The organism is Listeria rocourtiae FSL F6-920, assembly GCF_000525975.1.
GTDB lineage: Bacteria > Bacillota > Bacilli > Lactobacillales > Listeriaceae > Listeria_A > Listeria_A rocourtiae.
In genome coordinates, this window is record NZ_AODK01000034.1 from 1 (window position 1) to 25,938 (window position 25,938).

Genomic DNA, 25,938 nt, shown 5'->3' on the forward strand with positions numbered 1-25,938 from the left:
AACGCCGATACAGTGCCCATCCAATCCACATCTGTTGCTTTGGCACCCGCTGTGGCATGCAGATCACTCGCTTGTAAAACTGGCGCCTCAAACATTCGGATTTTAGCAGTAGCTTCTTCGCTTGTTAACGTCAGTGCTTCCAGTTCTGTTTGTGCAGTGGCTGGAATTTCCAAATATTTATTCTTCAGGTACGATTGATAATCGGCATCTTCTTTTAGCTCTGCCGTTACCTTCAGGACATAACTGTTTGTATAAAAATTGGAATTTTTAAGCGCGGCTGCTGTCGCGGTTGCGTTTACTGTATTCGTAGCCTGATCGATAGTAATGTTAAATAAGGATGTTGCATCTTTCCCTGATATATCTGTCATTTGGGCCGTTTTTATATCCAAAATAGGCTCTAGTGTATTCTTCATTACCAACTTTTTCTCTACGTCCTCTGTGTCGCGATATGGTACTTCTTGAATCGTCGTGTACTCTACTTGATTATCCTCCAGATTAGAGGTTGCCTCATCTGCAAGGAATTGCGGTTTGGGAACCTCGATAGGTACAAGCGACTTACCAATATAGCCCATGACACTAGTTCCAGTGGCTCGCGGTGCCATAATGATATGATCTGTCGGCCCATAGATGAAGGATCCCCAGCTCTCCTTAACTGTTTCATCGCTTGCAACACCAGCAGATGTGATGGAAGTCGATGTGTCATCATCACTATAATTCAGCGTACTTTTTTCCATGACATAAATATTTTTTAATTGGCTTTCTTTAAAAATTTTCAAACTTTCTGCATTATCTATATCTGTATAGGTGAAAAATCCAGATACATGGATAGGTTGCTTGGTTTCGTGGTCTAAATACTGAATTTTAACAACTGGATCCGACGTTGTTCCTGTGTTAGTGAACCTCAGGAAATTACTTGACGTGTGCCCCACTGTGATTGGTGATGTTAATTCAAGCGGGATAAGTCGAAGGTCCACCCATCTAGAATTATACATCCCCACTTTTGTTGCCTCCATGTAGGTATTTTCCACGCCCTTAGTTACATTGCTTGGTTGAAAAATAATATCATTCGCTGGTAGTGCCTTTGCTACACCACTAACTACATAGTTTACTTGAGTATCCGATGTATACCTTGGGAAAAAAGAGTATTCGTTCGGAATGAAAAGGAGTGGGTCTTTGTTAGTTGGAACCTTGATGGAGTAGGGACTGTCAATAAGTTTCCCACTACTAGCTAGTCTACTCTCTAAAGCCGTGCTTGTGTTTTCAATGGCTTGTACTTGATTGGGTGATACTAGTGAACTCATCCCCAGACAAAAAACAATGACAGGGACTGCAACTTTATTCATGTTTTGTTTTCCTCTTTTCTTTTAATCTTTTAGGTTACTTATTAAGTTTCCCTTAGATTCTACTATAATAGATAGAGGGAATAACGTGAATACCTTGTTTTGGTGTTTAGAGCGATTTGATGTGAAGATTTTGTGAACAATGAGCAAATAAGAGCTCTTTTAATATATCACAAGGAAAGCCCCCTATTCGCTACATAAAAATTCGTAGCTTATCTTTATGCAATTGTTCACCGCCCTGATAATGATATTGCTTGATAGTACTCACCGCTTCAATATGTTGTTTTGTAATTTGCTCACCAACAAGAAGAATAGGAATCCCTGGCGGATACGGGATAACCATTTCTGCTGCTATTTTACCAATCGAGTTTTCAAAAGTTTCAAAGCAACTTTGACCAGTTGCACCGTTAGCTGGGAGTCGCGTTATTGAAGGGATTTCTATTTTAATTGATTTGGGTATCTCATCGAATAGAGAGGTATCCCACGTTATTAATTTCCTAGGAGTAGAGAACTCCATACCATTTTTGATTAGCGGCAAAGTCAATAGCACTTGTTTGGCATCCGCCAGCTCTGAAAAATATCCTTCGTTTTCTAATACTTCTTGTAGCGCGAAGCCTGATAAGCGATTTTTTTGAACAATGAGTTTAATAGGATCATCCGGTGTAATGACAGTCAGTCCGCTACGCTCTAACCATACTTGCCAACTTGCACGCATTTTTAGAAACGCTTTGGTATCTTGTTCTCCATAATTCGCCACATAATGACGGGCATAATCGAGCGATGCCATTATTAAATAGGATGGGCTACTGGACTGTAGCACTTGCAAATAGCGCGGAATTCCTGCTAGCTCCTCCCGCCATTTTGGTATATGTAAATAAGATCCCATCGTTAGTGCAGGAAGTGTTTTATGCGCAGAATGGACGACAATATCCGCACCAAGTTCAATCGCAGAAGTTGGAAAAAGAAGCGAATCCGTTTGAAAATGGGCACCATGTGCTTCGTCCACCAGTACTAGTGCGCCAAATTCTCGACATATCTTGATGCATTCTGCCAAGTCAAAACCGAAACCATAATAACTAGGATAAGTAAAAATAACTGCGCGAACCTTCTCTATTTGTAAAGCTTCACGCAATAATGACACTTCAACTCCATTCGCCGTTCCCGTTTGTTCTTCTTTTCGCGTTGCTAAATAAATCGCATGGACTCCTGCTAAATCCAACGCATGCATCACCGATTTATGACAATCCCGTGATACTATCACTGTATCTCCTCGTTTGCAAGTTCCCAAAATCATCGCCAAGTTTCCAACTGTTGAGCCATTCACCAACATATAACTGCGTTCAGTGTTGTAGCACTCCGCAAGTAATTGTTGCGCCTCCAATATAGAACCTTCTGGGTGATGCAGATCATCCAGTCCTGAAATTTCAGTAAGATCATGTTGCAAAACTTCACGGTATTTCCCGGGAAATAATAACCCATTTTTATGTCCTGGAACATGTAAAGAAGTTTTCCCTATATGCAGTTTCAACGCATCCACTATTGGCATCTTATTTTGCATCTAAATCCCTCCAACCTTATACTATTCATTGTATCATAAACGTTTAATCTCCCACCATCAGGGAAATTTAATATATAGTAACTAAAAGCAAGGAGGAGACAGCAAAAATGAAAAAGATTCTAAATGAAGTGAACCAAGCCGTGGAGCAAATGGTGGAGGGCTTCGTCAAAGCGCATCATGATCTTGTTTATCGCGTAGAAGGAACACGTGTCATTGCTCGCCGTGACAAGCGTCCTGGCAAAGTTGGGCTTGTCAGCGGCGGCGGTTCTGGACATGAACCTGCACATGCCGGCTATGTTGGTAAAGGAATGCTCAGCGTAGCGGTTTGTGGAGATGTTTTTACATCACCAACTCCCGATCAAATTTTAGAAGGAATAAAAGCAGCGAATCAAGGGGAAGGTGTACTTCTCATTGTAAAAAATTATACAGGTGATGTGATGAATTTCGAAATGGCGGCAGAACTGGCGGAAGCCGAAGATATTAGTGTCGTGTCTGTGCTCGTCAATGATGATATCGCAGTGGAGGATAGTTCATTTACAGTTGGGCGACGCGGTGTTGCAGGCACCGTGCTTGTTCACAAAATCGTTGGTGCAGCAGCAGAAGCTGGTGCGTCACTGTCTGAACTCCAAGCTCTCGGTGAAAAAGTCGTGGCTTCTGTCAAATCGATTGGTGCCGCTTTATCCGCTGGGACGGTTCCCGAAGTTGGGCATCGTGGGTTTGAATTGCCGGATAATGAGATTGAAGTCGGCGTTGGTATTCATGGTGAGCCTGGTTCTAGCCGTGAACAAGTGATGACTTCTCATGAACTAGCAAACTTACTTTTTGCTCGCATTAACGCGGAACTCATTCTCGGATCAGATGACAAAATCGCCGTTCTTATAAATGGTATGGGCGCGACACCACTTATGGAACAGTATATTTTTGCTAATGACGTGCATAAAATCATTGCTGCACATGGGATTCCTGTTGTAAAAACGTTCGTTGGTGACTTTATGACATCACTTGATATGAACGGTCTATCCTTGACAATTTTGAAACTAAGCGACGAAAAATGGCTTGATATGTTGAACTATCCAGTTGTTACCACTTCGTGGGAATAGGAGGGATTTCGATGATTTATGATACAAAATGGGCGATTCGGTGGCTGATAGATTTCAGTAATCGTGTCATCAAAAATAAACAATGGCTCAGCGATTTGGATCAAGCGATTGGCGATGGAGATCATGGTATCAACATGGCTCGTGGTCTCACCGAACTGCAAAAAGCGCTAACTGAAAAAGAGCCAACCAGCGTAAAAGAAACGTTCAAAATGGCTGGCATGACAATACTTAGCAAAGTTGGTGGAGCTTCGGGCCCACTTTATGGCAGTGCTTTTCTCGCGATGAGCAAGGCTTCCGATACAGAAACACTAACCGAAGCCGAACTGATTGAAGCACTTGAAGCTGGACTTGCTGGGATTGAGCACCGCGGCAAGTCTCATGCTGGTGAAAAAACGATGATTGATGTTTGGGAACCGGTTATCCATGCATTGCGCCAAGACGAATTGACCGGTGATGTCATCGAAGCCGCCCTCCAAAAAACGAAAGATTTAAAAGCAACAAAAGGCCGTGCTGCGTATCTTGGTGAACGCTCAATTGGCCATCTCGATCCAGGCGCATACTCATCTGCACTACTTTTCCAAGCTCTGCTTACTCAGGAGGGAATCAACTAATGGTGAAAAAGTATGGCATTGTAATCATTTCGCATTCCGCAGATCTCGCGTACGGCATTCACCAAATTATTAAGGAAGTCGCACGTGACGTTGCAATCACGTATACTGGTGGCACTGATGATGGCAAAATCGGCACAAGTTTTGAGAAAGTGAGCACCGCTTTTGAAACTAATGAGGCTGATCACATTTACGCTTTCTATGATCTTGGTAGCGCCAAAATAAACATTGAGACAATCATAGAAATATCTGACAAAGAAATCATTCTGTTTGATGTTCCCATTCTGGAGGGCGCCTATGCTACCGCTGCACAACTTCAAATGGATGAAAGTATCGCTGTCATTAATAAGAATTTAGAGACAATCATTGTAAAATAAAAAATACCTCGCGTGAGTATTACGCGGGGCATTTTTTATTTTACCAACTTGCTTTCTTCACGCCAGGAATTTGTCCTTTATGTGCTAATTCACGAAATGTAATTCGCGACATCGCAAACTTACGCATATAAGCACGGGGTCTACCATCTATTAAATCACGATTTTTATAGCGGATCGGATTTGAGTCTTTCGGTAGTTTATTCAACGCCTCTATGTCCCCATTTGCCTTTAGTGCTCGCCGTATATCAGCATATTGAGCAATTAGTTGACGCTGTTTTGCTGCCTTTGCTATTTTAGATTTTTTAGCCATCTTCTTCCCTCCTCTCTGTAAATAGTAATCATTACGATTTAACAAGTATACTCCTGCTAGCCGGATAAAGCAAGAAAAACTGAGCTTGACGAAATTACTCAGCTTTTAAATTTTCCAAAAACTTAGTCGCTGCAATAGACATCGGGTGATTCTTTTTCCAAATCATACTTAATGATGCCTCTAGTTTCGGTTTTAAAGGAACAAATTTCAAATCTGTACCCACCGTATTAATTATTCCATTGATACAGAAAGCCGCTCCAATGCCTTGTTCCACCATCAATGACGCATTGTATAGCAGGTTATAGCTACCCACAATATGAAGTTCTTCCAAACTATGCCCAAACCATTCAAAAATTTGCTGGCTTACCAGGCTTTGCTGAGAAATTAATAGCGGGATATCTATTAAATCCTCTGGCAAAACAGCTTGCTTATGCGCTAAAAAATGATCACGCCTCACTAGCAATCCCCAAACATCTATTTGTGGCAGAGCAATATGATCGTATTTTTGCTTATTCGCTGGATTCACAATTACACCGAAGTCCAACAACCCATTATCTAGTTTTGCCATGACATCATCTGCATTTCCACTAAACAGACGAATTTTTATATCAGGGTACTGCTCCACCATATGCTTGGCTATTTTAGCTATTAATGACATTGCTCTTGTTTCGCCACCACCGATATAGACTTCCCCAGCAACTACTTCCTCTTTCTGTAAATTCAGCGTCGTCTTTTCCACTAAACTCAGTATCTCGCTAGCTTTACTTAATAAAAAAATACCTTCTTCTGTCAAACTAATTTCCCTGTTTCCTCGTTCAAAAAGTATAACGCCAAGTTCTTCTTCTAACTCTTTTAACTGCTTTGATAAAGTTGGTTGAGAAAGATGTAGGCTTTTCGCGGCTTTGCTAATGTTTTTTTCTCTCGCTACTGCTAAAAAAATACTTCAACACTCGAAATTCCATAGGACCTCCCATAACTATTTATTATAACTAGATATATTTTATAAGTATTAGACATAGATAGTATACTGCCATACAATAATATTAACAAGTACTTAGGAGGGATTACATTGAATAATACACTCAAGACCAGATTAAATAATCGTGAAATAAGCATATCAGATCCGATTTTTGAGGAGATTAATCACATTCAAATGGAGAATGAGGAGAGGCTCGTGCATTTAAATACTGAGTTTCACTCTAAACAAGAGCGCAATCAGATACTATCTACTATCATTGACGCAGAAGTAGACGAAACCGTTACAATATTGCCACCATTTCATACTGATTTTGGTAAACACATCACTCTTGGAAAACATATTTTTATCAATAGGAACGCCATGTTTGTTGATTTAGGTGGGATTACATTGGATGATCATGTTCTGATTGGGCCACGAGTGAATCTCATTACCGTGGACCATTTGATTGAGCCTGAAAAACGCCGGGGCTTGAATACCAAGCCGATTCACGTTAAAAGAAATGCATGGATTGGTGCAGCAGCAACCATATTACCCGGTGTGACAATCGGTGAGAATTCGATTATTGCAGCAGGTGCTATCGTGACAAAAGATGTTCCAGATAATGTGATTGTGGTCGGTTCACCAGCAAGAATAACGAATGAATTAAGTTTCTAAGCATAAAAAATAGGCGTGTCGTAACTAGCACTTACAAACACGCCTAATTGGGATGAGACCCTATAAATAAGCTGCACACATAAAAAGACTTATTTATAAAGTCAACTCCATTCTACCTTATTTTTTGGTGGCAGTCAAAAATTTATCAGAAAATACTTTTTTATTCAATTTAACTATTATTATAGTCTAAATGGCTTTTTTAGTTATTTTCCTCAAGGAATGGTTTGATTTTACGATCCACACCGATATTCGCATGAAGCCAACTGTGCTGCGCGAAACGACCTGTAAACATTGCTTCTTGATACACATTATTGCTGAAAATAAAAGCCGCAACTTTTTGCACTATCAACCGCAACTGGGCCATCACTGCGACTGCCATCATCCAGATCTCCGATAATATTTAAAACCTGCAAATTAGATGGGATTTTATCTTTTCGCTCCATCATTTCTTTAAAATAGGCTGACTCTTTTTTTGGCCCAGTGGGGGTCAAATCATATGGTGTTTTCCCATCACTAGACACTGCAGAACCGTTAAATGGTGTACCAATAGCCGTAAATTTATCCACTTTCGGATAATTGTCTGCCTGATAATTATATTTTTGTAGGAAATTAACGAACGTCAAACCACCGTAGGAATGCGCAACAATGTCCACCTTTTCAATACCATAGTCTGTTTTTAACATGTCCATTGCCTTGGAAAACCAAGTGGCATTATTCGGTATAATCGAGCGCGGATTCTCAAAATTAACGCGAATCATCGGTCGCTTCATCCCCTTATCATAGACACCAGACACTTCAATATCCCCATTTTCGCGAACGAGCAAAGTCAACGAACGCGTCGCAAAATTAGTCGCGCTATACCGAACCGTCGTTGTGAAAAATGTCCAATTTGAGCCATCAAACCCATGAATAAACACAATCGGCTCATCATCCGAACTCGTCGAACTAGAAATATTCAACGCCTGCTTCACGCGAAAACCTAGCGGATCAAATAGCGTCGTTCGAAAAGTCATAAACAAAAGCACCACGACAAGTACTATCGCGCCAATCATCATACCCCGTTTTTTCTTCATTTCCACACTCCATTAACTACAAAACTAGAGACCACAACCATGATCTCTAGTCCTATTTTATTTCGGCGAGTTTCTTAAGTTCCGATGCTTTGCTTCACGAAAAAGGTAAAAATACTTAGCTGCTGCTTTTTTTAATTCATATTCCGTTTCTTGGTTATAACCAAAGCTTTTACGTGTAATGTCTCGCTGCTGATTCCATTTTTCTTGGGCAACTTCCATTAGTTCAACCAAATAAGCGTCATATGATTTATGCATTTTTCCAATCTTTTGCTTCTTTTTACTAGGAGATTTCGCATTTTTGTCGCTTCTTGTTTCCATTTTCGCTCACCTCATTTTTAAATTTCGCGTCGACCTTCCAAAGCTTTGGATAGCGTTACTTCATCTGCGTATTCTAAATCGCCACCAACTGGTAGTCCATGCGCAATTCGCGTCACTTTAATGCCTGACGGTTTTAACAGCCTTGAAATATACATCGCGGTTGCTTCACCCTCGACATTCGGATTAGTCGCTAAAACCACTTCTTGAATCATATCATCTTGTAATCGTTTCAGCAGATCAGGGATGTTAATATCTTCTGGGCCAATCCCATCCATCGGCGAAATCGTACCATGGAGCACATGATACAAGCCCCGGAAATCACGCATTTTTTCCATCGCGATTACATCTTTTGCCTCTTGCACGACACAGATAATACTGCGATCACGTGACATGTCTCCACAAATATAACATGGGTCTTTATCCGTAATATGACCACAAACAGAGCAAAAACTCAAATTACGTTTTGCATCCACAAGCGCCTTCGCAAAATCAAGCACATCTTCTTCTTTCATGTCTAAAGTAAAAAAAAGCCAGCCGTGCCGCCGTTTTCGGTCCGATTCCTGGCAATTTCATAAAGCTATCCATCAGCTTAGTTATGGGTTCCGGATAATGCATAAGCTCCTCCTTTACTTTTATTCTTTTGAGGTAAGCCTCTACATTCAGCTAACAACAAATCTAGCGAGAGCGTCTATATTCAGGAGATTTAGTTGGTAGCAGGGAAGAGTTTTATATCCTAACCACACGAGAAGTTAAGCGAAACTGCTTTTTATGTAGCAGAACCGCACAGATATACGATATCCTTGTTCTAAATCTCCTGAAATAATGCCTATTTACTATGCTCCTTGGCATATTGATACACATCAGATAGCCACAATTGTCACCGATTTATACTTTGTATGAACTAGCTAATTACATCCCAGGTAAATTCATACCCTGCGTAAATTTGCCCATTGTGGCTGCTGTTGTATCTTCAACTTGTTTTAGCGCATCGTTTGTTGCTGCTAAAATTAGGTCTTGTAGCATTTCGATGTCTTCTGGGTCTACTACTTCTTCTTTTACGATGACGTCTGTTACTAGGCGTTTTCCTGTCATTTCAACGGTTACCATGCCGCCACCTGCTGTTCCTGTGAAGCTTCTTTCTTCTAGTTCTGCTTGTGCTTTGGCCATTTCTTTTTGCATCTTTTGCATTTGTTTCATCATACCTTGCATATTTCCCATTCCACGCATTGTTAAATCTCCTCTTTCTTATCTTATTTTTTTATTCTTTAATTTCAAGTAAACCTTCTCCAACTAGTTTCGCAGCTTCACTGATAATCGGATCTTCAGCAGGTTCAGATGGCTTTTCGTCACCTTCTTCTGTTTCCGTGTTGTCCGCATTTTTCAGGAAATTCTCACGGATTTCGCCCCACTGATCTTCTGGGATACCGATAAAGGAATAATTATTCTTCGTCAGACGCGAAATGCCATTCGTTACTGTGTCAACAAAATTGGGGTTATCCATCGCCATTTGACAATGAATCTCGTGCTTAAATTTTAACACAAAAGTGTCGCTAGAGGCAGCTACAGGCTCTGCTTCATTTAAAAGTGCAGCTTGTGAGGCCATCAACATCGAAATTAAGTCACTCCAACAACTACGAATGAGTTGTAAATCTTGTTTTTTTGCAGCGCTCAGCACGGTATTAATTCGTCCTACCGGAGCCTTGAATTGTTTGTTTCCTGAGATGGCCTGTTTCTTTCGCGGCGCCGCAGATTGATTACTGGAACTATTCGTTGCTACTGCACCATTTGCAATTTGATGTTTGAGTTCTTTTAGTTCTTGCTCCAAACGCTCGACCTTGCTCACAAGTTCTGTAACGTCTTGGGTTGATGTAATTGAATTGGATGGGGTAACAGCCGATGCACCGCCTCCACCAACCTGAATCAACTGGACAAGTGCAACTTCGATATAAATTCCCGGGTGATTGGAAAATCGCATTTGTTGTCCCGCGTCATTTAAAATTGTCACGTACTGATATATTTTATTCGCATCTGCTGACGTAACAAGTGTTTGAAAAGCCTCGTCAATAACTGCGCGCTCCATCGCATCTGTTAAATCTGGTGCTTTTTGAAACAGCAAAACATCTCGAAAAAAGACGAGCAAATCTTCCACTAAGCGAACTGGATCTTTTCCTTCTGCAAGTAAACCGGACAACTTTTCCAGTGCTACTTTTGCATCGGAATCGATAACAGCTTGTACGAGCTCAGTGAGCATGCCCTGTGCTACGGAACCGGTGATTTCAAGTGCGTCAGTAACTGTAACTTCCTGCGTACCATACGAAATAACCTGATCAAGCAAACTCAGCGCATCACGCATCCCACCTTCTGCCGCGCGGGCCACAATATCCAGTGCTTTAGTATCGTATTCGATTTTTTCTTCATCTAAAATAAAAGCCAAGCGTCCAATAATGTCTTGCGTTGTAATTCGTTTGAAGTCGAAGCGCTGCACCCGCGAAATAATGGTCAGCGGTAGTTTATGAGGTTCCGTTGTCGCCAAAATAAAGATAACATGCTTCGGTGGTTCTTCCAGCGTTTTTAGAAGTGCGTTGAAGGCTCCCGTTGAAAGCATGTGGACCTCATCGATAATGTAAACTTTGTACTTCGCGATAGTCGGCGCGTATTTCACCTTTTCACGAATATCACGAATTTCCTCGACACCGTTGTTAGATGCGGCATCAATCTCCAAAACATCAGGAATTGAGCCATCTGTCGTGCCTGTGCAAATCTCACAATCATTACAAGGCTCACCGTCTACGCTATTCGGACAGTTTATCGCTTTCGCAAAAATTTTCGCCGCACTTGTTTTACCAGTCCCGCGAGGTCCAGAAAACAAGTACGCATGAGAAGTCTTATCTTGAACGATAGCGTTTTTGAGCGTTCGCGTTACATGTTCTTGCCCGACGACATCTTGAAAACTTTGCGGTCGGAAAACTCGATATAATGCTTGATAACTCATATTTCCCCTCCTTTCAACGAAGCGACAAGAGCTCATTGTTGGTACTGTTCGAATGACAGGAGTTACAGTACCAACATGCAGAGGAACGAAGTGGGTCTGTAATCCATCTTCCCATTTCTCTTCATTCCGATTTGGCCTTGTTTGCTATCCGCGTATTCTGTATTTTCATTATAGCTCATAATGCTTCGTTTGATAAGCGCAAACTAGCGTTCAATTTTTGCGACTAAATCTTTATGTTGCTGGATTACCAATGCTTCAATACCGTCTAACATACGAGTAATTCGTTTCTTGCGAGTAAATCCTAACAGTCCACCAACAAGGATGTTATTCCAACGAGCCATCGCTGTTTTCGCTTCTACTGTTTCGTTGTAAACTACTTCGCACGTATGCTCTGTGACAGCCTCCACCGTGTAACTTGTCGTATGCGTATTCACATGCGTTTTCGTCTGGAATTCATAGACAGCAGGCGGTGTGCAACGTGTAATAATCATAATTGCTTCTGAACCATTTGCCATTTTACGCTTAAATTTCAAACCTTCCAACTTCTGTACAAGTGGTTTCTTCCCAGTTGCAGCTTTCACATCATGGACAACCGAGTTCATAATTGTATCAAAACACTCTTTTTGCGTAATCGCGAGTTTTTTCGTAATTTTCAATGGTTTAACGCTCCTTCTTCACTTTATTCCATGGCAACTTCTTCTCTAAAATTATCCCATTTACGCGCACCTTTTACAAGCATATAAGGAAAGAAAATGAGATTTGTAGTATAATGAGAGAGAATGGAGGTCATAGCATGGCACAAAAAGCAGATTTCCCAGACTTTGACAATGGTAAACTAGTAAAGAAGAATGACTACACCATTGTCCTCCCAGGTGATAAAGAAATTATTTTACCGACTAAAAAAAAGCCTGACAACGAAAAAAAAAGATTTGAAAAAGCAGGACTAAAATCCCGTTGCACATCAAAAAGCACTTTCCCAGCTAAAATTCAAGCGAGATAGTGCTTTTTGCATCTTAATTCTTCTATATTCTCGGGATCTTTTGCACAGATCATTTGATTGTATCGTTCTTCATCCCCCCCTAATTATCGCGCATAACTTTCGCTACTGTCAGCGCAGATGAAATAAAACCGGTGGGATAGAGATAACCCTTTTGCCATTAGTGGATTCTTTTAATGTTGCTAGGCCAATGGTTTTTAAGCGCTAGAAATGCTAAGAACGAGGCCAAGCTAGCATAACAAATGCTGGTGAACTACAATATGCTTTCTTTTCACAGCACCACTCCCTTTTTACAAGTATACCGATTTTACAGGGCTTACTTTTTGACTGGGTAAGAAAGTAACGAACTGAATTCCTTCATTTCGCTGCCTGTGGGATCAATCCAGTTTCCGAAAACACTTGCGTTCACCGTAACCTCACCACGATCGTAACGGAAAATATAATACCAATCCGTACTTTGTGGGTCGTTCGTATTTTTCTTTTCGCGGATTTGTTTGTTGTTTTTGTCATAGGTAATGTAGTAATTGTCTTCCTCGTGCTTCGGATTCTCCAAATATGCTTTCCACTTCGCCATATCCTTTTTTTGTCGTGATTATTCGGCCATAGCTACCACTTTTGAAGTCATACCCCAGTTTACTTATATCAATAATGTCATCTGCCGGAATGCCATATGCTGCGATTTTTTTTGTCGATTGCAGTACTTGCCTTCGCTTTGCTCGTAGTGAAAATGATTGCTGGGATAGCAATCATACAAATAATTGTCAGCGCTAGTATTCCCCATGATTTTTTTGTGAATTTCATCGCTTCGACTCCTCGTGTGGTAGTTGATTAAGCTATTATAACATAATTTTAGTAGCAAAAAAGCGCCTTAATAAGACGTTTTTAACATAAGTATGTCGAATTTCATCTTCATTGCCTCAGTATAGATTTGCTCTGTATTTTCAAAAATGGAAAATAATGATATTTTTAAATCCAGCATCTCTTAATAACCTCTAGTTATCCAAACAACTATAGCTAATCACCTACTCGCTTTGCTTTCATGTATACAGGAGGCGTAATTAATTCTATTCAAATTCCTTCAACAAAAAATCTCCTTCTAATTAAGAAAGGAGACTCGTATTATTTAAAATTATAATGCCATGCACCTTATTCTGGCGATGCATCCATCTGCGTTACCTTTGCAGTTAGCTCAGCCCAGGCGACCTCACGGCACATGGAAAGCACTGATTAATGCTGCTTCCTTCCGGACCTGACATGGTTCACAGGTTCCCATTGCGCAAGACCCAAACGTCAACACCACTTACAAAGGGCTGACCAAACAGGTACAAAGCCTCGATAAGGAATTCAACCCCACTAGAGCGGATTGTGGGTTACAGGGCTCCGCTACGTCCCCATCTAGCATGACAAATTTGCTGCCATTTTGAAAAACGGCTCATTTATAAATATACCTTTATTCTTTTAAAAAGGCAAGTGAGAATATAATTTTACACGGAATTTATAACACTTTTAAAATGTAACTCGTAATGTAATCGCGTCGTAAGCTGGGATTGTAAAATCTTGCATGCCGACAGATTCTTCGAGAGCATTTATCCGTTCTAGGCTTCCTTTAGTAACCTGTGATGGCTCTAGTTTTAGTGGTGTTCTGGTTGGGTTTTCAATCCGAATGATGTATTTGTCTGATTCGTAGTAGGATGGGTAGCATGCTGAGATTAGGTAGTTGCTTGATATCGTGTTTAATGCTAATGCGCGTTTTAAGCCTCGATTGCGTGCTGTTTTCTGGATTTTATTGTCTAAACGATGTAGAAAATGATTGAATGGTTGGCGTTGATAGGATACCGTTGTGCGATTGAATTCTCTGCTCCTTAGTGCCGTTTTATATTCGTCAAACGGTTGCTCACCTAGGTATATTGCTAGAGAAAAGGTGTGTTGTCCGATGAGTTGGGCGCCTTCTGTTGCAATTAGGACATGCCCTTTTTTCGTGGTATCGCCGGATGCGCGACCAGGTCGATACGCTAAATCTGGTTTTCCTAATTGACCGGTCGTGGCGAGTAAGGTTAGCGCTAACTGGCTTTCTTGTTGTTGGTATTCCTTGATTCCACATGTGAAAACCGTACAACTTTTCGTGTCGGTTGTTAGCGTGACGCTTTGTTCTAATGGCTCGATATCAATTGGCATTTCGCTGTATGTTTCTTGCCAATTTGCGGACACACCAGGTGTTCTCTCGATATATCCGAATGGTAGGGACGCGATGTTTGACGCTGCGCTCACGCCTGTATTGACTTTCAGGCGCAGACGGTGACTCTTTATTTGGTTGTCAACCTCCAAATGGCAGGCCAACAATTCGCTACCTTGTTTCAGTTCCAAGACCATTTTCACGGAAAGCTCGCCTTGTTTTTCGTTAGTTGTGCGATTTTCTAGGTCGAATGGGAGTTTATTGACACCGGTTAAAATTAAGCGCTCGACTTTGCTTGATTTTTCGGTGATGGCTGTTGTGAACTGTAAGTTTCGCGTCGTGTCACCGGCTAGCGGTGAATAATCATACGTATCGCCTGCATTGGCGCTGTCTTCGAGTTCGATAAATGCTGCTTTTCTCTCTCCGGTTGCCGTTTCAAGTGTGATTTCGCCTTTTGTAAACGCCACTTTGTAACATTCATTTTTAATCGCCGTTTCTGCTGCCAAAATCATATTTTCTAGCTCTGCACCGGATTCCTCAAAAGCAATCACACGATAACCAAGACCTTGAAGCTCCATTTTCAATCGGATTTGAAGGACGTAATATCCAGGTTCTTCGATAAATTGATTTCCGGCGGGTGTTTCCTCTAAAACATTGGCTCTCGGTTCGATATATTGTTCTTCAATAATCGTTGCATCTGGATACTCTGGAAAATGAATTTGCTTATTTTTCGTGACAACTTGGATTTCTTTGTATCCGTCAAAAGCCGTAAGTTCCGTATTGAAAACAAGTATTTCATTGGCCCCTAGTTCCAGATCATCTGCAATTTTTTTTCACGATGGTGTTCTCGATACTATCGCATAATTCATCGGCTTCCTTCATTCGATGCATGATATCTTCGGCAACTGCGTCCGATACGCATCCCGCCAAGCTGTCGTGCGCCTGACCTTCGAGTAGTTTTTTCCAAGTATGCATGAGTAGGCGTTCGCTGATTGGAATTCCTGATGCTTTGGCAATCACAAGTAATGGCTCGATTCGCGTCAACAATTTCAGTTCCAACTCCGCGCTTCTTAACTTGATGTTCATGCGGCTGGAACCGATTGTTTTGTGTACCCGCGCCAATACTGGACTTCTAAATTCACCGCGATACTCTTCTAAATCTGGCAACGTCTTCACATATGCAATAAAATCTTGATACGTGCTGAGCTCATACGAATGCCGCCCCATCTCATTTATCCGCGCCAATTTCTCTGCAAAACTTGTAATAATATTCAGCTGGTCGTTCCCAGATGGAATCAAAACCTCCTGCGTCCGACTATATTTCACGATGAAATCAATCGCCGGATCCAGCCGCCCATCCACATACGCCTCCGTCGGCTCGAGCAGCATCCCAGTCCCGTAGCCCTGCGGCATATTAATCGCATAAACCTGTGTCGCCCAGCCCAGCCCAGTCCATTTAAAATAAGTAGACTGCACGTGCTCACCAAGATGAATACCACGCCAGAAAATGATATTATCAAATCCAGCCTGATTCAGCAATGTCGGCATTTGCGCGTTAAAACCAAATGTATCCGGTAAATAACCGATTTTCATGTACTCTCCATACTTCTTACTATCAAAAACGCCAATCATCGCATTCCGCAAAATCGATTCTCCGTGTGCGAAAAAAGCATCCGTCTGCGTAAACCAAGGCCCGATAAATAACTGTTTTGTGGCAATCAAATCCTTAATTTCAGCCAATTTTTCTGGATATAATGCTACATAATCGTCCAAAATCGATAATTGCCCGTCCAAAACAAAATTTGCTTCGGGGTGTGCCTGCAACTCATCGATAACTTCTGTAAATAATTGTTCACTTAATACCAACGCATCCGCCGACGTAAAATACCATTCTCGATCCCAATGCGTATGATTCACAATATGTGCTCTAACCATGATTTCCTCCGTTTTCTAGGCTTCCCATTCTGCCTCGTCAAAATCATCTTCTTCCACTGCATACGATTGTTCCAAACCAGCACTTTCTTTGCGAAGTAGGACGGACATTCCAGCCACAACAAGCGTTCCAGCTGCAATCGCTACAAGATAAACTGGCCAATTTTGTACAGTAAACCAGCCATAAAAACCGCTGATGGGTGCTTGATTAATCGCACCAAGTCCGACGGCAAGCGCACCACCAATCGCCGAACCTAGCACTGTCGCTGGTATGACTTTTAACGGTGATTCTACGGCGAATGGAATCGCTCCTTCACTGATACCAACGAGTCCCATGATAAGTGAGGATTTGCCGGCTTCCCGCATTTCAGTGTTATATTTGCGTTTCGCGATAAATGTTGCCAAACCTAGGCCAAGCGGTGGAATGATGATTGCCACCTGCGCCGCGGTGTTTGGTGCATAAATACCACTCGTCAAAAGGGCCATCGCAGTCGTGACGGCGGCTTTATTCACCGGTCCACCCAAATCAAATCCAACCATCGCACCAATAATCGCGGCCATCAAAATTTGATTCGTGCCAGACATGCCGTTTAGCCAGCTTTCAAGAGCTTTATTCAGATCTGCAAAGGGAATACCAACGACGTAATTAATGATGAGTACAGTAATCAATGTTCCGAATACTGGTACTAAAAAGACAGGTACAATTGATGCTGCTGATTTTGGTAATTTGACATATTTTTTGATCAAAAGGCAGGCGTAACCTGCGACTAGACCTGCCGCGAGCGCTCCGAGGAATCCGGCACCAATATCGCGTGCCAGCAAACCACCGACAAGCCCTGGCGCAATGCCCAATTTATCCGAAATCGAGTAGGCGATAAATGCGGCGATAACAGGAAACATCATGCCTAGTGCCAATCCACCGAACCCGTCTAAACTATGAAGCAATGAAATGATGCCATTGGTGCTGTCCGCATACTTCGCATCCCAAATATCCGTGATTCCATAGAAAGATCCTCCAACTCGCGCAATCGCCATAATTACCGCACCCGCGATAACTAGTGGAATCATATATGAAATACCAGTCAAAACATGTTTTTTAAGCTCGCTCCCAATTTTTCTAAACATATTGTACAGCCTCCTATTTCTCGTCAATTAGTTTTAATGCAGCGTTGATCACTTTCTCAGCGTCTTTAATCGGCGCGCTAACCGGAACTTCCAAAATTGTCTTACCAGCAAATCGCTCCATATTCCGAACTTTCGTGTCTACCGCAAAAATCACAACTTCACCAATGTTTACGTCTTTTTCGGTTAGCTCGTTCTCGATTCCCGTTGCACCTTGTGTTTCCACTTTAATCAGATTGTCCATTTTTTTCGCACCTTTTTTCAAAGCTTGCGCCGCCATGTATGTGTGCGCAACCCCTGTCGCGCAAGCTGTCACTGCGATTATTTTCCGTTTCATACCTCAACCACTCCTTCATTTAAAATTCGAATAACTTCCTCTTCGTCTTGTGTCCCTTTCAAGCCAGCCACAATATCGTCATCCATGAGTTTCGTCGCGATTTCGGCCAAAATTTTCAAATGGCCATCCCTTTTGTCGGAATCACTGATTGCCAGCAAGAAAATCATGTTCACTGGTGCGTCATCCAGCGATTCCCATTCAATCAAGTGCTTCGTTTTCGCGAACACAATCGCCGAGTTTTTCACACCTTCACTTTTGCCGTGAGGAATCGCGATATTATTCCCAATCCCCGTCGTTGCATGTGTTTCCCGCTCAAGCACCGCCTGCACATACGCCGCTTTATCCACCAAAATCCCACGCGCATCCAGCAATGTCGCCATTTCCTCAATCACCATCTCTTTCGTCGTCGCACTCAAATCGAACACGACTAATTCCTTCGTTAAAATCTCCTTGACTTCCATTACATCCCATCCTTTATTAAATGTTCCTGAATTTCCTCTGCCGTTTCTAGCTGTGTTAACCTCTCTAACCACCGTTTATTGTCAATATATTCATAAAATTGTTCATACACCGCATCCAAATCCAAGCCTTGTTGTGCCGTCAACGCAATGAAAAATACCTTATCAACCTCTACAAGTCCCCATTTCACAGGATTCTCAAGCGTCGCAATCACAATCACCGATTCATTGATAAACGTCGGATCTGCGTGCGGCGTCGCCATGCCATCAAACGAGGTAAACGACAATGCCTCGCGTTTCAGTGCGCTTTCAACGATTCCCGTTTTTGCGATGCCACGTTCCACAAGCGACCCACCAACCGCCAAAATTGCCTCTTCCATCGTTGTCACCGCTAATTTTGCAAAAATAAATTCCGGTTGAATCAAATCGACAAATGGCTGATTTCGCGTTTTATTTCGATTCCTCACCTGTTCCATGTATCGCTCGATTCGTTGCAAATCCTCTTTACTCATCATCGGGCTCACCACAATGCTCGGCACCCCTTCCAACTCCAAATAAATCGTACTAATCACCAAATCGACATTGATTTCCGCTGCCATCATCGCCTGCACAGACAAGATTTTCTCGATTTTGATCATCGGAAAGTATTTCTTAATACGCGCGGCGAGTAGCCTAGACGAGCCAAGACCAGTACTGCAAACAAGAGCCACCCGAATTTGATCAGGAAACGAACGAACACGCTCATGATACGCCTCAAAATGCAACGCAATATACGCCGTTTCATCTTCATCCACTTGCACGCCATACTTTTGCTCGACGTTTGTTTTCAAATAAAGTGCCTCTTCAAACGCTCTGGGAAAGTTCTGCTTGATCTTGCTACGATACGGATTTTTAAAATTCATACCGAGTTTAAGTCGATTAATCGCGGATTTCATATGTGTTGCAAGGCCTTCGAGTAGTTCTTGATCGTACGTCTTCCGAGCCAAACACGCAATGATAAACGCCACAACATCATCATCCGGATTCACTGGATTACTAAAAAAGTTATTATTTTGTTGATTGTACGCCGCGGTTAAATGCATTTGAATGTAGCCGATTTCAAATGCTGGAATCGCTATATCAAGCTTTTCTTCCAACATCGCAACAAGCGACTTCGTATTTTGTTGCTGTGATTCTAGTGCATCGTTCATGACACCACCCACCAATTTTTCCACGTACTCCTCTTTGCGAATCCGTTCCACCGCAATGGCTAAATGGATAACAATCGATTGGAACGCGTAATCGGTAAATGTGAAATCATACGTCTCGCTAAATGCATGAACGATTGCGATAATCTCTTTCACGCCCTCTTCTGGAAAAATTCCCGTGACGTCCGCCTGAATCGTATCAAACGCTTGCATAACCGTCTCGCCTTCTTGCTTCAAATACCAATTGCTTCCCCAAAAATTACTAATAAACTTTGATGTTAAAGCACGTTTTTCACGCTCATCGATGAGTAACTTCATACCTTTACTGGGTTTTTTATAGAGTTCCACACCTTCTTTTTCAAGCATTTTCACGACTTCTATCATGTCTTTTTCAATCGTTCCGCGGCTGATATAGAGCGATTCGGCAAGCCCATGTATCGTCACATAATCATTGGCTTTTAGCAGTGTGCTGAAAATGTAGATGACACGTTCTTCCTTCGTGGAGGGGACCGTGCTCGCTTGATTATCAAGAAATCTGGAAACTTGCGTCAACGCCTGATTCTCTGCTTCCAAATAGACGCCAATTTTTGGTTTACGGACGACAGTAATACCGAATCCTTTTAGAAACGGATCGATTTCCTTCAACGAATTGGAGACGGTTTTTTCTGAAAGTCCAAGATGGTTCGCAATGGCGCCGACACGCGTCTGACCTGTTTTCATTAGAAACTGAATGATATTTTTTTCACGATTTGCAATCATTTTCGTTACCGCTTTCATTTTTAATTTCCTTTCCTAATCCTATTCTATTACAAGCACCCCTACCCGAAAACTACGAAAATTACCGCATTGAATACTGTAATTTTGGTATATTGCCGAGTTTTCATACGCGTGATACGTTTAAATGGCATCATTCATGAGGAAAGGAAGGCTTGCTATGTTTATTTATTTCGTTGCTTTATTACCTGTTCTTGGTTGGGGTTTCATGCCAATCATTGCGAACTTGCGAAAAAGCACCCCAGAGGAACAATTGCTCGGGACGTCGATTAGCGCACTTGTATTCGCTTTTGTTTTATTTTGGATTGTGTCTCCCGAAATCACGCTGGCTTCTTTTGCCGTCAGTTTCACGTCGGGTATTTTTTGGAGTTTTGGACAATTACTACAGTTTAAAGGAATCGTCTCGTCCAGTGTTGCGAAGGCAATGCCGATTTCCAATGGGACGCAACTCGTTGGTGCTACACTGTTTGCGGTTCTCATTTTCCACGAATGGCAGACGGCGAGCGCGGTTGTCATCGGAATTTTTTGCAGTCATTCTCATATTAGTTGGGGTGGTGATGACCGGATTTCAAAAACGTGGGAATCAAATAAAGGAGTCTGTTTCCATTCATGTCTACGCTATCGTTATTCTATCTTCCTTCTTTTTAACGCTTTACGTCGTGACAAACCAGCTATTTCACGTGACTGGTTTCGCTATCATCTTACCACAAGCAATCGGAATGCTGACATGCGCCATTGGCATTAATTTAGCGAAAAAATCTACCATTTCCCGCAAAAGTGTTACGTTTAACTTGCTGACTGGATTATCGTGGTCAATCGCGAATCTTGGGATGTTTCTAGCGACCGCAGTGCTTGGTGTGGCGACCAGTTTCTCGATTTCACAAGCGTGCGTGATTGTAGCGACAATCGGTGGAATTCTGATTTTCAAGCAAAAAAAGAGCCCACTCGAGTGGATGTTTATTCTTTCGGGAATTGGGATGATTATGCTTGGGGTTGTTTTGCTGAGTTTACTGAAATAAAAAAACAAGAATCTTTGTATAGACTGTTTTAACAAAACAGTTTTACACAAAGATTCTTGTTTCTATACATTTATTTGCGCTTTACTAAGAAGCTACTACTCTCGTTCACTTTATTCAGGTAATTTAATAGTGTCATAAGAGGAATTTCAGCCCCCTGTTCATCTAGACTAACTAACTGCCCACCTTGCAAAAATCCGGGATTTAAAGCAAGATCAGTTACCGCGCCATAATCATCTGCTGGGAATGTCCGAACAATAATAGCCTCACTTTTTTCTGCTTTTTTAACAATACTTAGAGTCGCCGTATGATTAGCTCCCTCAGAAATAAAACTCATCTTTGGCTCTGCTTTATAGTCCGTGTCATTCAACTTCATCGCATTATAACCATTGCGATTATAAGATACAAGTGGTGTGACATAGCGCTTCGCCATTCTTGAAACCGAGTTCGTATCGAGGAGCGTTGTAAAGCCAAACGCAAAGTCCAATTCAATCACCCCTAGCATCTGTGAGTCGGGAGTTGGTAAAGCAATCCCTGACGGTCGACCAGGACGCCGCACCAGCTCCTTCTCCCCAAGTAAACCAATACTCCGGAATGCAGTTAACGCAATTGTACTTCCATCTGCAAGCACTTCGTATTCACGCGTACTTTTTGTAAAAACAAATGCTGACCTATCTCCACCTTTAGCATGCAAAAATGTCAGAAATGGATAGATTGCATCTGGTCTCTCCGCCCAGCCCTCTTTTTCCCAATAGTCCACGGCGTCATCTTTAATATCGCGTTCAATGATACCAAATTGATTATCCGCAACAATTGCTTCTTGTTTCATCGCAGTTGGAATATGGAAACGAACTCGATGATTTTCACTGTTATTCTCAAGTAACGCCTGTACCTGTATCACTGGCGAATCTTTCGCTACCTCCACGATAAGCTGAACGCCAAGCTCCGTTCCGCATGTACCCGCAATCCGCTCATCAATTGTTTTTGGTAGCGCTAAGCTGTAATCGATTGTCGCTGTAAAACCGCAACGAGTCTCGGCAATACTAGTCTCGGCCCGCGCTGTATCATTCGTAAATATCACATCATTCTTAAGCGGTGAATAATCATACGAATCACCAACATCTGATTGGCTTTCCAGTCGTAACACCTGTGCATGCACCATACCAGTTCGCTTATCCGTCACTTGCAATTGTCCATTTTCCAAAACAGCAATATGATAGTACTCTGTATCTATCTCCTGAACTGCATTTTGTACCACCTCTGCAAAGCCGTCCTTTTGTTTTAATACATATGTTTGATAGCCAAAAGCCACGACACTATCATGCATGTGGATTGTATATTTATAAAACGGATTGTACCCTCCATAATGCACGATTTGCCGATCAACCAACCCAGGATCATATTCTACTTTTTCAATCACATCAAACGCCACTTCGCGCGTACCATCAAGCAGCGCAAAATTCTCCATCTTCGTAATAACTTCGACCGTAAATTGTTGTTCGCGCGCCTCCGTCAAAGCATTAAATACCGTTACCAACTCATCACTACCTGCCACACTATCAGCAATCCGACGCATCGAATAATTGAGAAGTTCCGTTCCTTTCACATGCGCCTTGAAAAAGCGATCACGAATCAGTCGATGCACATCATCAGAACAGCAACACGCCATACTATCATGCGCATGATTCAACAAAATTAATTTCCAAGCATCGCGAATATACTCCTGATAATAGGTCCCGCCAAGCATGTATAGCATCGTGTGAATCGGCTCCACCAAATTACCAAGCAATTGCTCCGTCCTCGTGTTCAGACTTTTAATATCCATCCTCGTACCGTAAATACTTCGGTGAACCCGCATATACTTCCCATCCAAAAATTCACCCTCCACAACGTCAAACGGATAATCAGTCGCTTCTAGCTCCTTAAAATAGGCATCATAGGATGTCATTTCAAACCGATGTTCAGGATACAGTTTATGCAGTTTTTCCATCACCGTATGGATATTTTTTTGTAACGGCATCTGATCATGACCGTGCGGTAACATGAGATGCCGGCCAGTAGCACCTTTTTTTAGCACTGGCAAATATTTATCCATTCGTTCCCGCAATGCATTCGCTTCCTCAGGCAAATATTTACCAATTGCGTAGCCTAACGGCAACAATAATGTCAATACTTGCGAACCATCCTTAGAGCGCCAATAAAATTCTGTCTTATCTGTACCAAAGCGCTCCGAAATCCCTCGCCAGAAAATTGCATGCTTAATCCCAAATCCATTCAAAATATGAGGCAACTGCGCGGATTGCCCAAATGAATCCGGCAAGTAACCAATTTTCATCGGCTCACCGAAACGCTCGGCCTCTTCCATACCATACAATAAATTACGGACAATCGACTCACCGCCAACAACCATCTCATCCGTCTGCGAGTACCACGGGCCGATAATTAGCTTGCCTGATTGCACCAACTTATGAATACGCTCCACATTATGCGGTGCTAAACGACAATAATCCTCTAAAATAGAAGTCTGCCCATCGAGTACAAAATAAGGGTAATTAGCGTCGTTTTCAAGACGATCCAATACTTCTTCAAAATCGGTAAGCAGCAATAAATCGGAATACTCTTGCGTGAAATACCACTCACGATCCCAGTGAAAATGTGGAACAACATGTACTTTATACTTCATTCATCTCACCCTTCAAAATTGTTTGCACGTGTTTTTTGTTATATTCTGCTCTTTTAAATGCTATTAATAACGTTGCTGAAATAATGGCACCTATTACCGCGGCGAAAAACCAAATGGCTGCAGCTACAAATCCATTCATATCCGAATTCAGCAAGAATAACGAGAAAATTCCAGCACCAGGAACGGAAAGCCCAATATTTGAAACAGCCACAATGGCTCCTGTAACCGCCGAACCTACACATAATGATGGAATAACTTTTAATGGGTTTCGAATCATGAACGGAATTGCCCCTTCTGTAATTCCTGCAAGCCCTAAAATCCACGTAGAGCGTCCAATCCCAATTTCATAATCATCATAATATTTTTTAAATAATAACGTTGCCATCGTAACAGCAAACGCCGAAACCATTTTAACAGAAGAAAATATAGCATATGGCATGAAATTACCCTCAGCAATCGCTGCGATACAAAATGCATAGGCTGCCTTATTCACTGGTCCACCTAAGTCAAATGAAACCATAATTCCTAACACCGCACCAAGTAAAAGCGCACTTCCTCCACTCAACGAATTCAACCAGCTAATCATCGTTTCGTTCAAGGCCGAGATTGGTCCGCCCAAAATGACAATCATCAATACACCGGCGACTAATGAGCCGACAACCGGATACACCCAGAAACTAACAAATCCAGAGAGCACACCCTTAGGCTTGATGTATTTTTTCATGAAACGCATAAAGTAACCAATGAGTAGGCCACCGATTAAGGCACCTAAGAAACCGCCGTTCACTAAGTTCGCAGCAACACCAATAGCAAAACCAGGGCCAAGGGCAGGTTTATCAGCCAAAGAGTAAGCAATATAAGCTGACAATACGGGAATCATAATTGTGCCAAGTAAGCCACCACCTAATTGACGGAACATCCATAGCCAAGAACCTTCCGTATTATATAAATCCTGTACATGAAAAATCTGTGAAATAAATACCGCAAATGCCAAAATCATTCCACCAGCAACAATTAGTGGAATAATATGCGAAATCCCCGTCATCACTGCATCCTTAACATCACTCAAACCACCGCTTTTTTGATCAACATTTTCACGTACGGCAAAATCCGCGGATGGATCCTTTTTCAGCCGTAGTGCCTGCTCAATCAACGTGTCACTATCATGCAATGGCTTTGCTACTGATGTCTTCAAACTAGGCAGATGACTAAAACGATTCATATCTTTCACTGCAACATCTGCAGCAAAAATAACAGCATGAGCATCTTCCAGTTCTTCATTCGTAAAACGATCTTCAATACCGTTAGCTCCCTGCTTCTCCACTCGAACATTGACACCCATTTTAGCACCACTCTTTTGTAGATTTTCCGCTGCCATATATGTATGGGCAATTCCGGCGGGGCAGGCTGTTACTGCAAGAATTAACTGTTTACTTTCATCGATTGATGCCCCTGAGGATGTGGCTACATAGGCATCTAAATTTTCATAAAAAGCATCTTCTGTCTTTGATGTCAATAAGCGCGCACGATAGTCCTCGTCTACTAAGCGCGTTGCCAGTTCTGCTAAAATTGCTAAGTGCGTGTCAGCTGTAGTATCTGGAATCGCCAGTAAAAAAATCAAATTTACTTTGTTATTTGGATCTAAACTCGGCCAATCATCAATCGGTTCACGGAGCGTCACGGCTGCAAATGTCGCCTGCTTAACACTTGTACTCTTTGCATGGGGAATCGCTAAACCATTTTCCATACCGGTTACCGATTGCGATTCACGCTCGTACACATCAGCAACAAACCTTTCCCTATCACTTAAAACCCCTTGTGCATCTAATTTATCTGCCAAGAACTGAATTGCCTCATCACGGGTTGCAAAGGATTGATTGACTGCTACTAGTCCCTTTTTCACAAACTCTGTCAACTTCATATTGTCCCTCCTATTTTCAACAATAATGT

Annotated in this window: 22 protein-coding genes, 1 other RNA gene and 4 pseudogenes; 6 read left to right on the top strand and 21 right to left on the bottom strand. The window is 42.0% G+C overall.

Annotated features, from left to right (window positions below; genetic code table 11):
* Window positions 1–1,343, bottom strand: a 1,343-nt coding sequence (locus PROCOU_RS11495; protein WP_036072573.1) for a hypothetical protein, incomplete at its 3' end; no start/stop codon positions are given.
* A gap of 190 nt (window positions 1,344–1,533) precedes the next feature.
* Window positions 1,534–2,898 carry an aminotransferase class I/II-fold pyridoxal phosphate-dependent enzyme gene (locus tag PROCOU_RS11500; protein WP_036072575.1) on the bottom strand — a complete coding sequence of 455 codons (1,365 nt, stop codon included), beginning with the start codon at window positions 2,896–2,898 and terminating at the stop codon, window positions 1,534–1,536.
* 107 nt (window positions 2,899–3,005) lie between these two features.
* Between PROCOU_RS11500 and dhaK the strand changes: the two genes are divergently transcribed.
* Genes dhaK through dhaM form a run of 3 tightly spaced genes read left to right on the top strand, consistent with a single transcriptional unit; the run spans window position 3,006 to window position 4,983 of the window.
* On the top strand, window positions 3,006–3,998 hold the full coding sequence (gene dhaK / locus PROCOU_RS11505; RefSeq protein WP_036072577.1) for a dihydroxyacetone kinase subunit DhaK: 993 nt from the start codon (window positions 3,006–3,008) through the stop codon (window positions 3,996–3,998).
* Window positions 3,999–4,009: 11 nt separating this feature from the next.
* Window positions 4,010–4,609: a dihydroxyacetone kinase subunit DhaL gene (gene dhaL / locus PROCOU_RS11510; RefSeq protein ID WP_036072579.1), complete on the top strand. Its 600-nt coding sequence runs from the start codon at window positions 4,010–4,012 to the stop codon at window positions 4,607–4,609.
* Window positions 4,609–4,983 (top strand): dihydroxyacetone kinase phosphoryl donor subunit DhaM, encoded by a 375-nt coding sequence (dhaM, locus tag PROCOU_RS11515; protein ID WP_036072581.1) that lies wholly within the window; start codon window positions 4,609–4,611, stop codon window positions 4,981–4,983. The genes dhaL and dhaM overlap by 1 nt, the downstream gene beginning before the upstream one ends.
* Window positions 4,984–5,023: 40 nt before the next feature.
* On the opposite strand, the gene rpsN is transcribed toward dhaM, so the two are convergent.
* Both rpsN and PROCOU_RS11525 read right to left on the bottom strand, forming a co-directional pair.
* On the bottom strand, window positions 5,024–5,293 hold the full coding sequence (gene rpsN, locus PROCOU_RS11520; RefSeq protein ID WP_036072583.1) for a 30S ribosomal protein S14: 270 nt from the start codon (window positions 5,291–5,293) through the stop codon (window positions 5,024–5,026).
* 94 nt (window positions 5,294–5,387) lie between these two features.
* A pseudogene (locus tag PROCOU_RS11525) lies at window positions 5,388–6,255 on the bottom strand (LysR family transcriptional regulator).
* 107 nt (window positions 6,256–6,362) lie between these two features.
* Here PROCOU_RS11525 and PROCOU_RS11530 point away from each other — a divergent pair.
* Window positions 6,363–6,926 carry a sugar O-acetyltransferase gene (locus PROCOU_RS11530; RefSeq protein ID WP_036072585.1) on the top strand — a complete coding sequence of 188 codons (564 nt, stop codon included), beginning with the start codon at window positions 6,363–6,365 and terminating at the stop codon, window positions 6,924–6,926.
* Window positions 6,927–7,125: 199 nt separating this feature from the next.
* On the opposite strand, the gene PROCOU_RS17550 is transcribed toward PROCOU_RS11530, so the two are convergent.
* The 7 genes and pseudogenes from PROCOU_RS17550 to PROCOU_RS11560 form a co-directional block, all read right to left on the bottom strand.
* Window positions 7,126–7,269, bottom strand: a complete 144-nt coding sequence (locus PROCOU_RS17550; protein ID WP_159101218.1) for an alpha/beta hydrolase — start codon at window positions 7,267–7,269, stop codon at window positions 7,126–7,128.
* Window positions 7,235–7,999 carry an alpha/beta hydrolase gene (locus PROCOU_RS11535; RefSeq protein WP_051994367.1) on the bottom strand — a complete coding sequence of 255 codons (765 nt, stop codon included), beginning with the start codon at window positions 7,997–7,999 and terminating at the stop codon, window positions 7,235–7,237. Before PROCOU_RS11535 ends, PROCOU_RS17550 begins: the two co-directional genes overlap by 35 nt.
* 57 nt (window positions 8,000–8,056) lie before the next feature.
* Window positions 8,057–8,317, bottom strand: a complete 261-nt coding sequence (locus PROCOU_RS11540; protein ID WP_036072587.1) for a YaaL family protein — start codon at window positions 8,315–8,317, stop codon at window positions 8,057–8,059.
* Window positions 8,318–8,334: 17 nt separating this feature from the next.
* A pseudogene (gene recR / locus PROCOU_RS11545) lies at window positions 8,335–8,932 on the bottom strand (recombination mediator RecR).
* Between the two features lie 294 nt (window positions 8,933–9,226).
* Window positions 9,227–9,544, bottom strand: coding sequence for a YbaB/EbfC family nucleoid-associated protein (locus PROCOU_RS11550; RefSeq protein ID WP_036072589.1), 318 nt, complete (start codon window positions 9,542–9,544; stop codon window positions 9,227–9,229).
* 31 nt (window positions 9,545–9,575) lie between these two features.
* A complete protein-coding gene (gene dnaX, locus PROCOU_RS11555) occupies window positions 9,576–11,309 on the bottom strand; it encodes a DNA polymerase III subunit gamma/tau (protein WP_036072590.1) in 1,734 nt (577 codons plus the stop codon).
* A gap of 203 nt (window positions 11,310–11,512) precedes the next feature.
* Entirely contained in the window at window positions 11,513–11,965 is a 453-nt protein-coding gene (locus PROCOU_RS11560) for a DUF3284 domain-containing protein (RefSeq protein ID WP_036072591.1), read from the bottom strand.
* 137 nt (window positions 11,966–12,102) lie between these two features.
* Between PROCOU_RS11560 and PROCOU_RS11565 the strand changes: the two genes are divergently transcribed.
* The gene (locus tag PROCOU_RS11565) at window positions 12,103–12,309 is read left to right on the top strand and encodes a hypothetical protein (RefSeq protein ID WP_036072592.1); all 207 of its coding nucleotides are present in this window, start codon (window positions 12,103–12,105) and stop codon (window positions 12,307–12,309) included.
* 313 nt (window positions 12,310–12,622) lie between these two features.
* Here PROCOU_RS11565 and PROCOU_RS11570 read toward each other — a convergent pair whose 3' ends face one another.
* The 8 genes and pseudogenes from PROCOU_RS11570 to PROCOU_RS11595 form a co-directional block, all read right to left on the bottom strand.
* A complete protein-coding gene (locus PROCOU_RS11570) occupies window positions 12,623–12,880 on the bottom strand; it encodes a hypothetical protein (RefSeq protein ID WP_036072593.1) in 258 nt (85 codons plus the stop codon).
* Window positions 12,881–12,957: 77 nt separating this feature from the next.
* Window positions 12,958–13,107, bottom strand: coding sequence for a hypothetical protein (locus PROCOU_RS17795; RefSeq protein WP_159101219.1), 150 nt, complete (start codon window positions 13,105–13,107; stop codon window positions 12,958–12,960).
* Between the two features lie 336 nt (window positions 13,108–13,443).
* An RNA gene (gene ffs, locus PROCOU_RS17230) (signal recognition particle sRNA large type) lies at window positions 13,444–13,710 on the bottom strand.
* A gap of 102 nt (window positions 13,711–13,812) precedes the next feature.
* Window positions 13,813–16,414, bottom strand: a pseudogene (locus tag PROCOU_RS11575) (alpha-mannosidase).
* Window positions 16,415–16,429: 15 nt separating this feature from the next.
* Window positions 16,430–17,536, bottom strand: coding sequence for a PTS fructose transporter subunit IIC (locus tag PROCOU_RS11580; protein WP_036072594.1), 1,107 nt, complete (start codon window positions 17,534–17,536; stop codon window positions 16,430–16,432).
* Window positions 17,537–17,549: 13 nt separating this feature from the next.
* The gene (locus PROCOU_RS11585; RefSeq protein WP_036072595.1) at window positions 17,550–17,870 is read right to left on the bottom strand and encodes a PTS fructose transporter subunit IIB; all 321 of its coding nucleotides are present in this window, start codon (window positions 17,868–17,870) and stop codon (window positions 17,550–17,552) included.
* On the bottom strand, window positions 17,867–18,331 hold the full coding sequence (locus PROCOU_RS11590; protein ID WP_036072596.1) for a PTS sugar transporter subunit IIA: 465 nt from the start codon (window positions 18,329–18,331) through the stop codon (window positions 17,867–17,869). The genes PROCOU_RS11585 and PROCOU_RS11590 overlap by 4 nt, the downstream gene beginning before the upstream one ends.
* Window positions 18,331–20,292: a BglG family transcription antiterminator gene (locus tag PROCOU_RS11595; RefSeq protein WP_036072597.1), complete on the bottom strand. Its 1,962-nt coding sequence runs from the start codon at window positions 20,290–20,292 to the stop codon at window positions 18,331–18,333. Before PROCOU_RS11595 ends, PROCOU_RS11590 begins: the two co-directional genes overlap by 1 nt.
* 157 nt (window positions 20,293–20,449) lie before the next feature.
* Here PROCOU_RS11595 and PROCOU_RS11600 point away from each other — a divergent pair.
* A pseudogene (locus tag PROCOU_RS11600) lies at window positions 20,450–21,308 on the top strand (GRP family sugar transporter).
* 70 nt (window positions 21,309–21,378) lie between these two features.
* On the opposite strand, the gene PROCOU_RS11605 reads toward PROCOU_RS11600, so the two are convergent.
* Complete coding sequence (locus PROCOU_RS11605; RefSeq protein WP_036072598.1) at window positions 21,379–23,988, bottom strand: glycoside hydrolase family 38 N-terminal domain-containing protein; 2,610 nt, start codon at window positions 23,986–23,988, stop codon at window positions 21,379–21,381.
* Window positions 23,978–25,909, bottom strand: coding sequence for a PTS 2-O-a-mannosyl-D-glycerate transporter subunit IIABC (mngA, locus tag PROCOU_RS11610; protein ID WP_036072599.1), 1,932 nt, complete (start codon window positions 25,907–25,909; stop codon window positions 23,978–23,980). Before mngA ends, PROCOU_RS11605 begins: the two co-directional genes overlap by 11 nt.
* Window positions 25,910–25,938 lie beyond the last annotated feature (29 nt).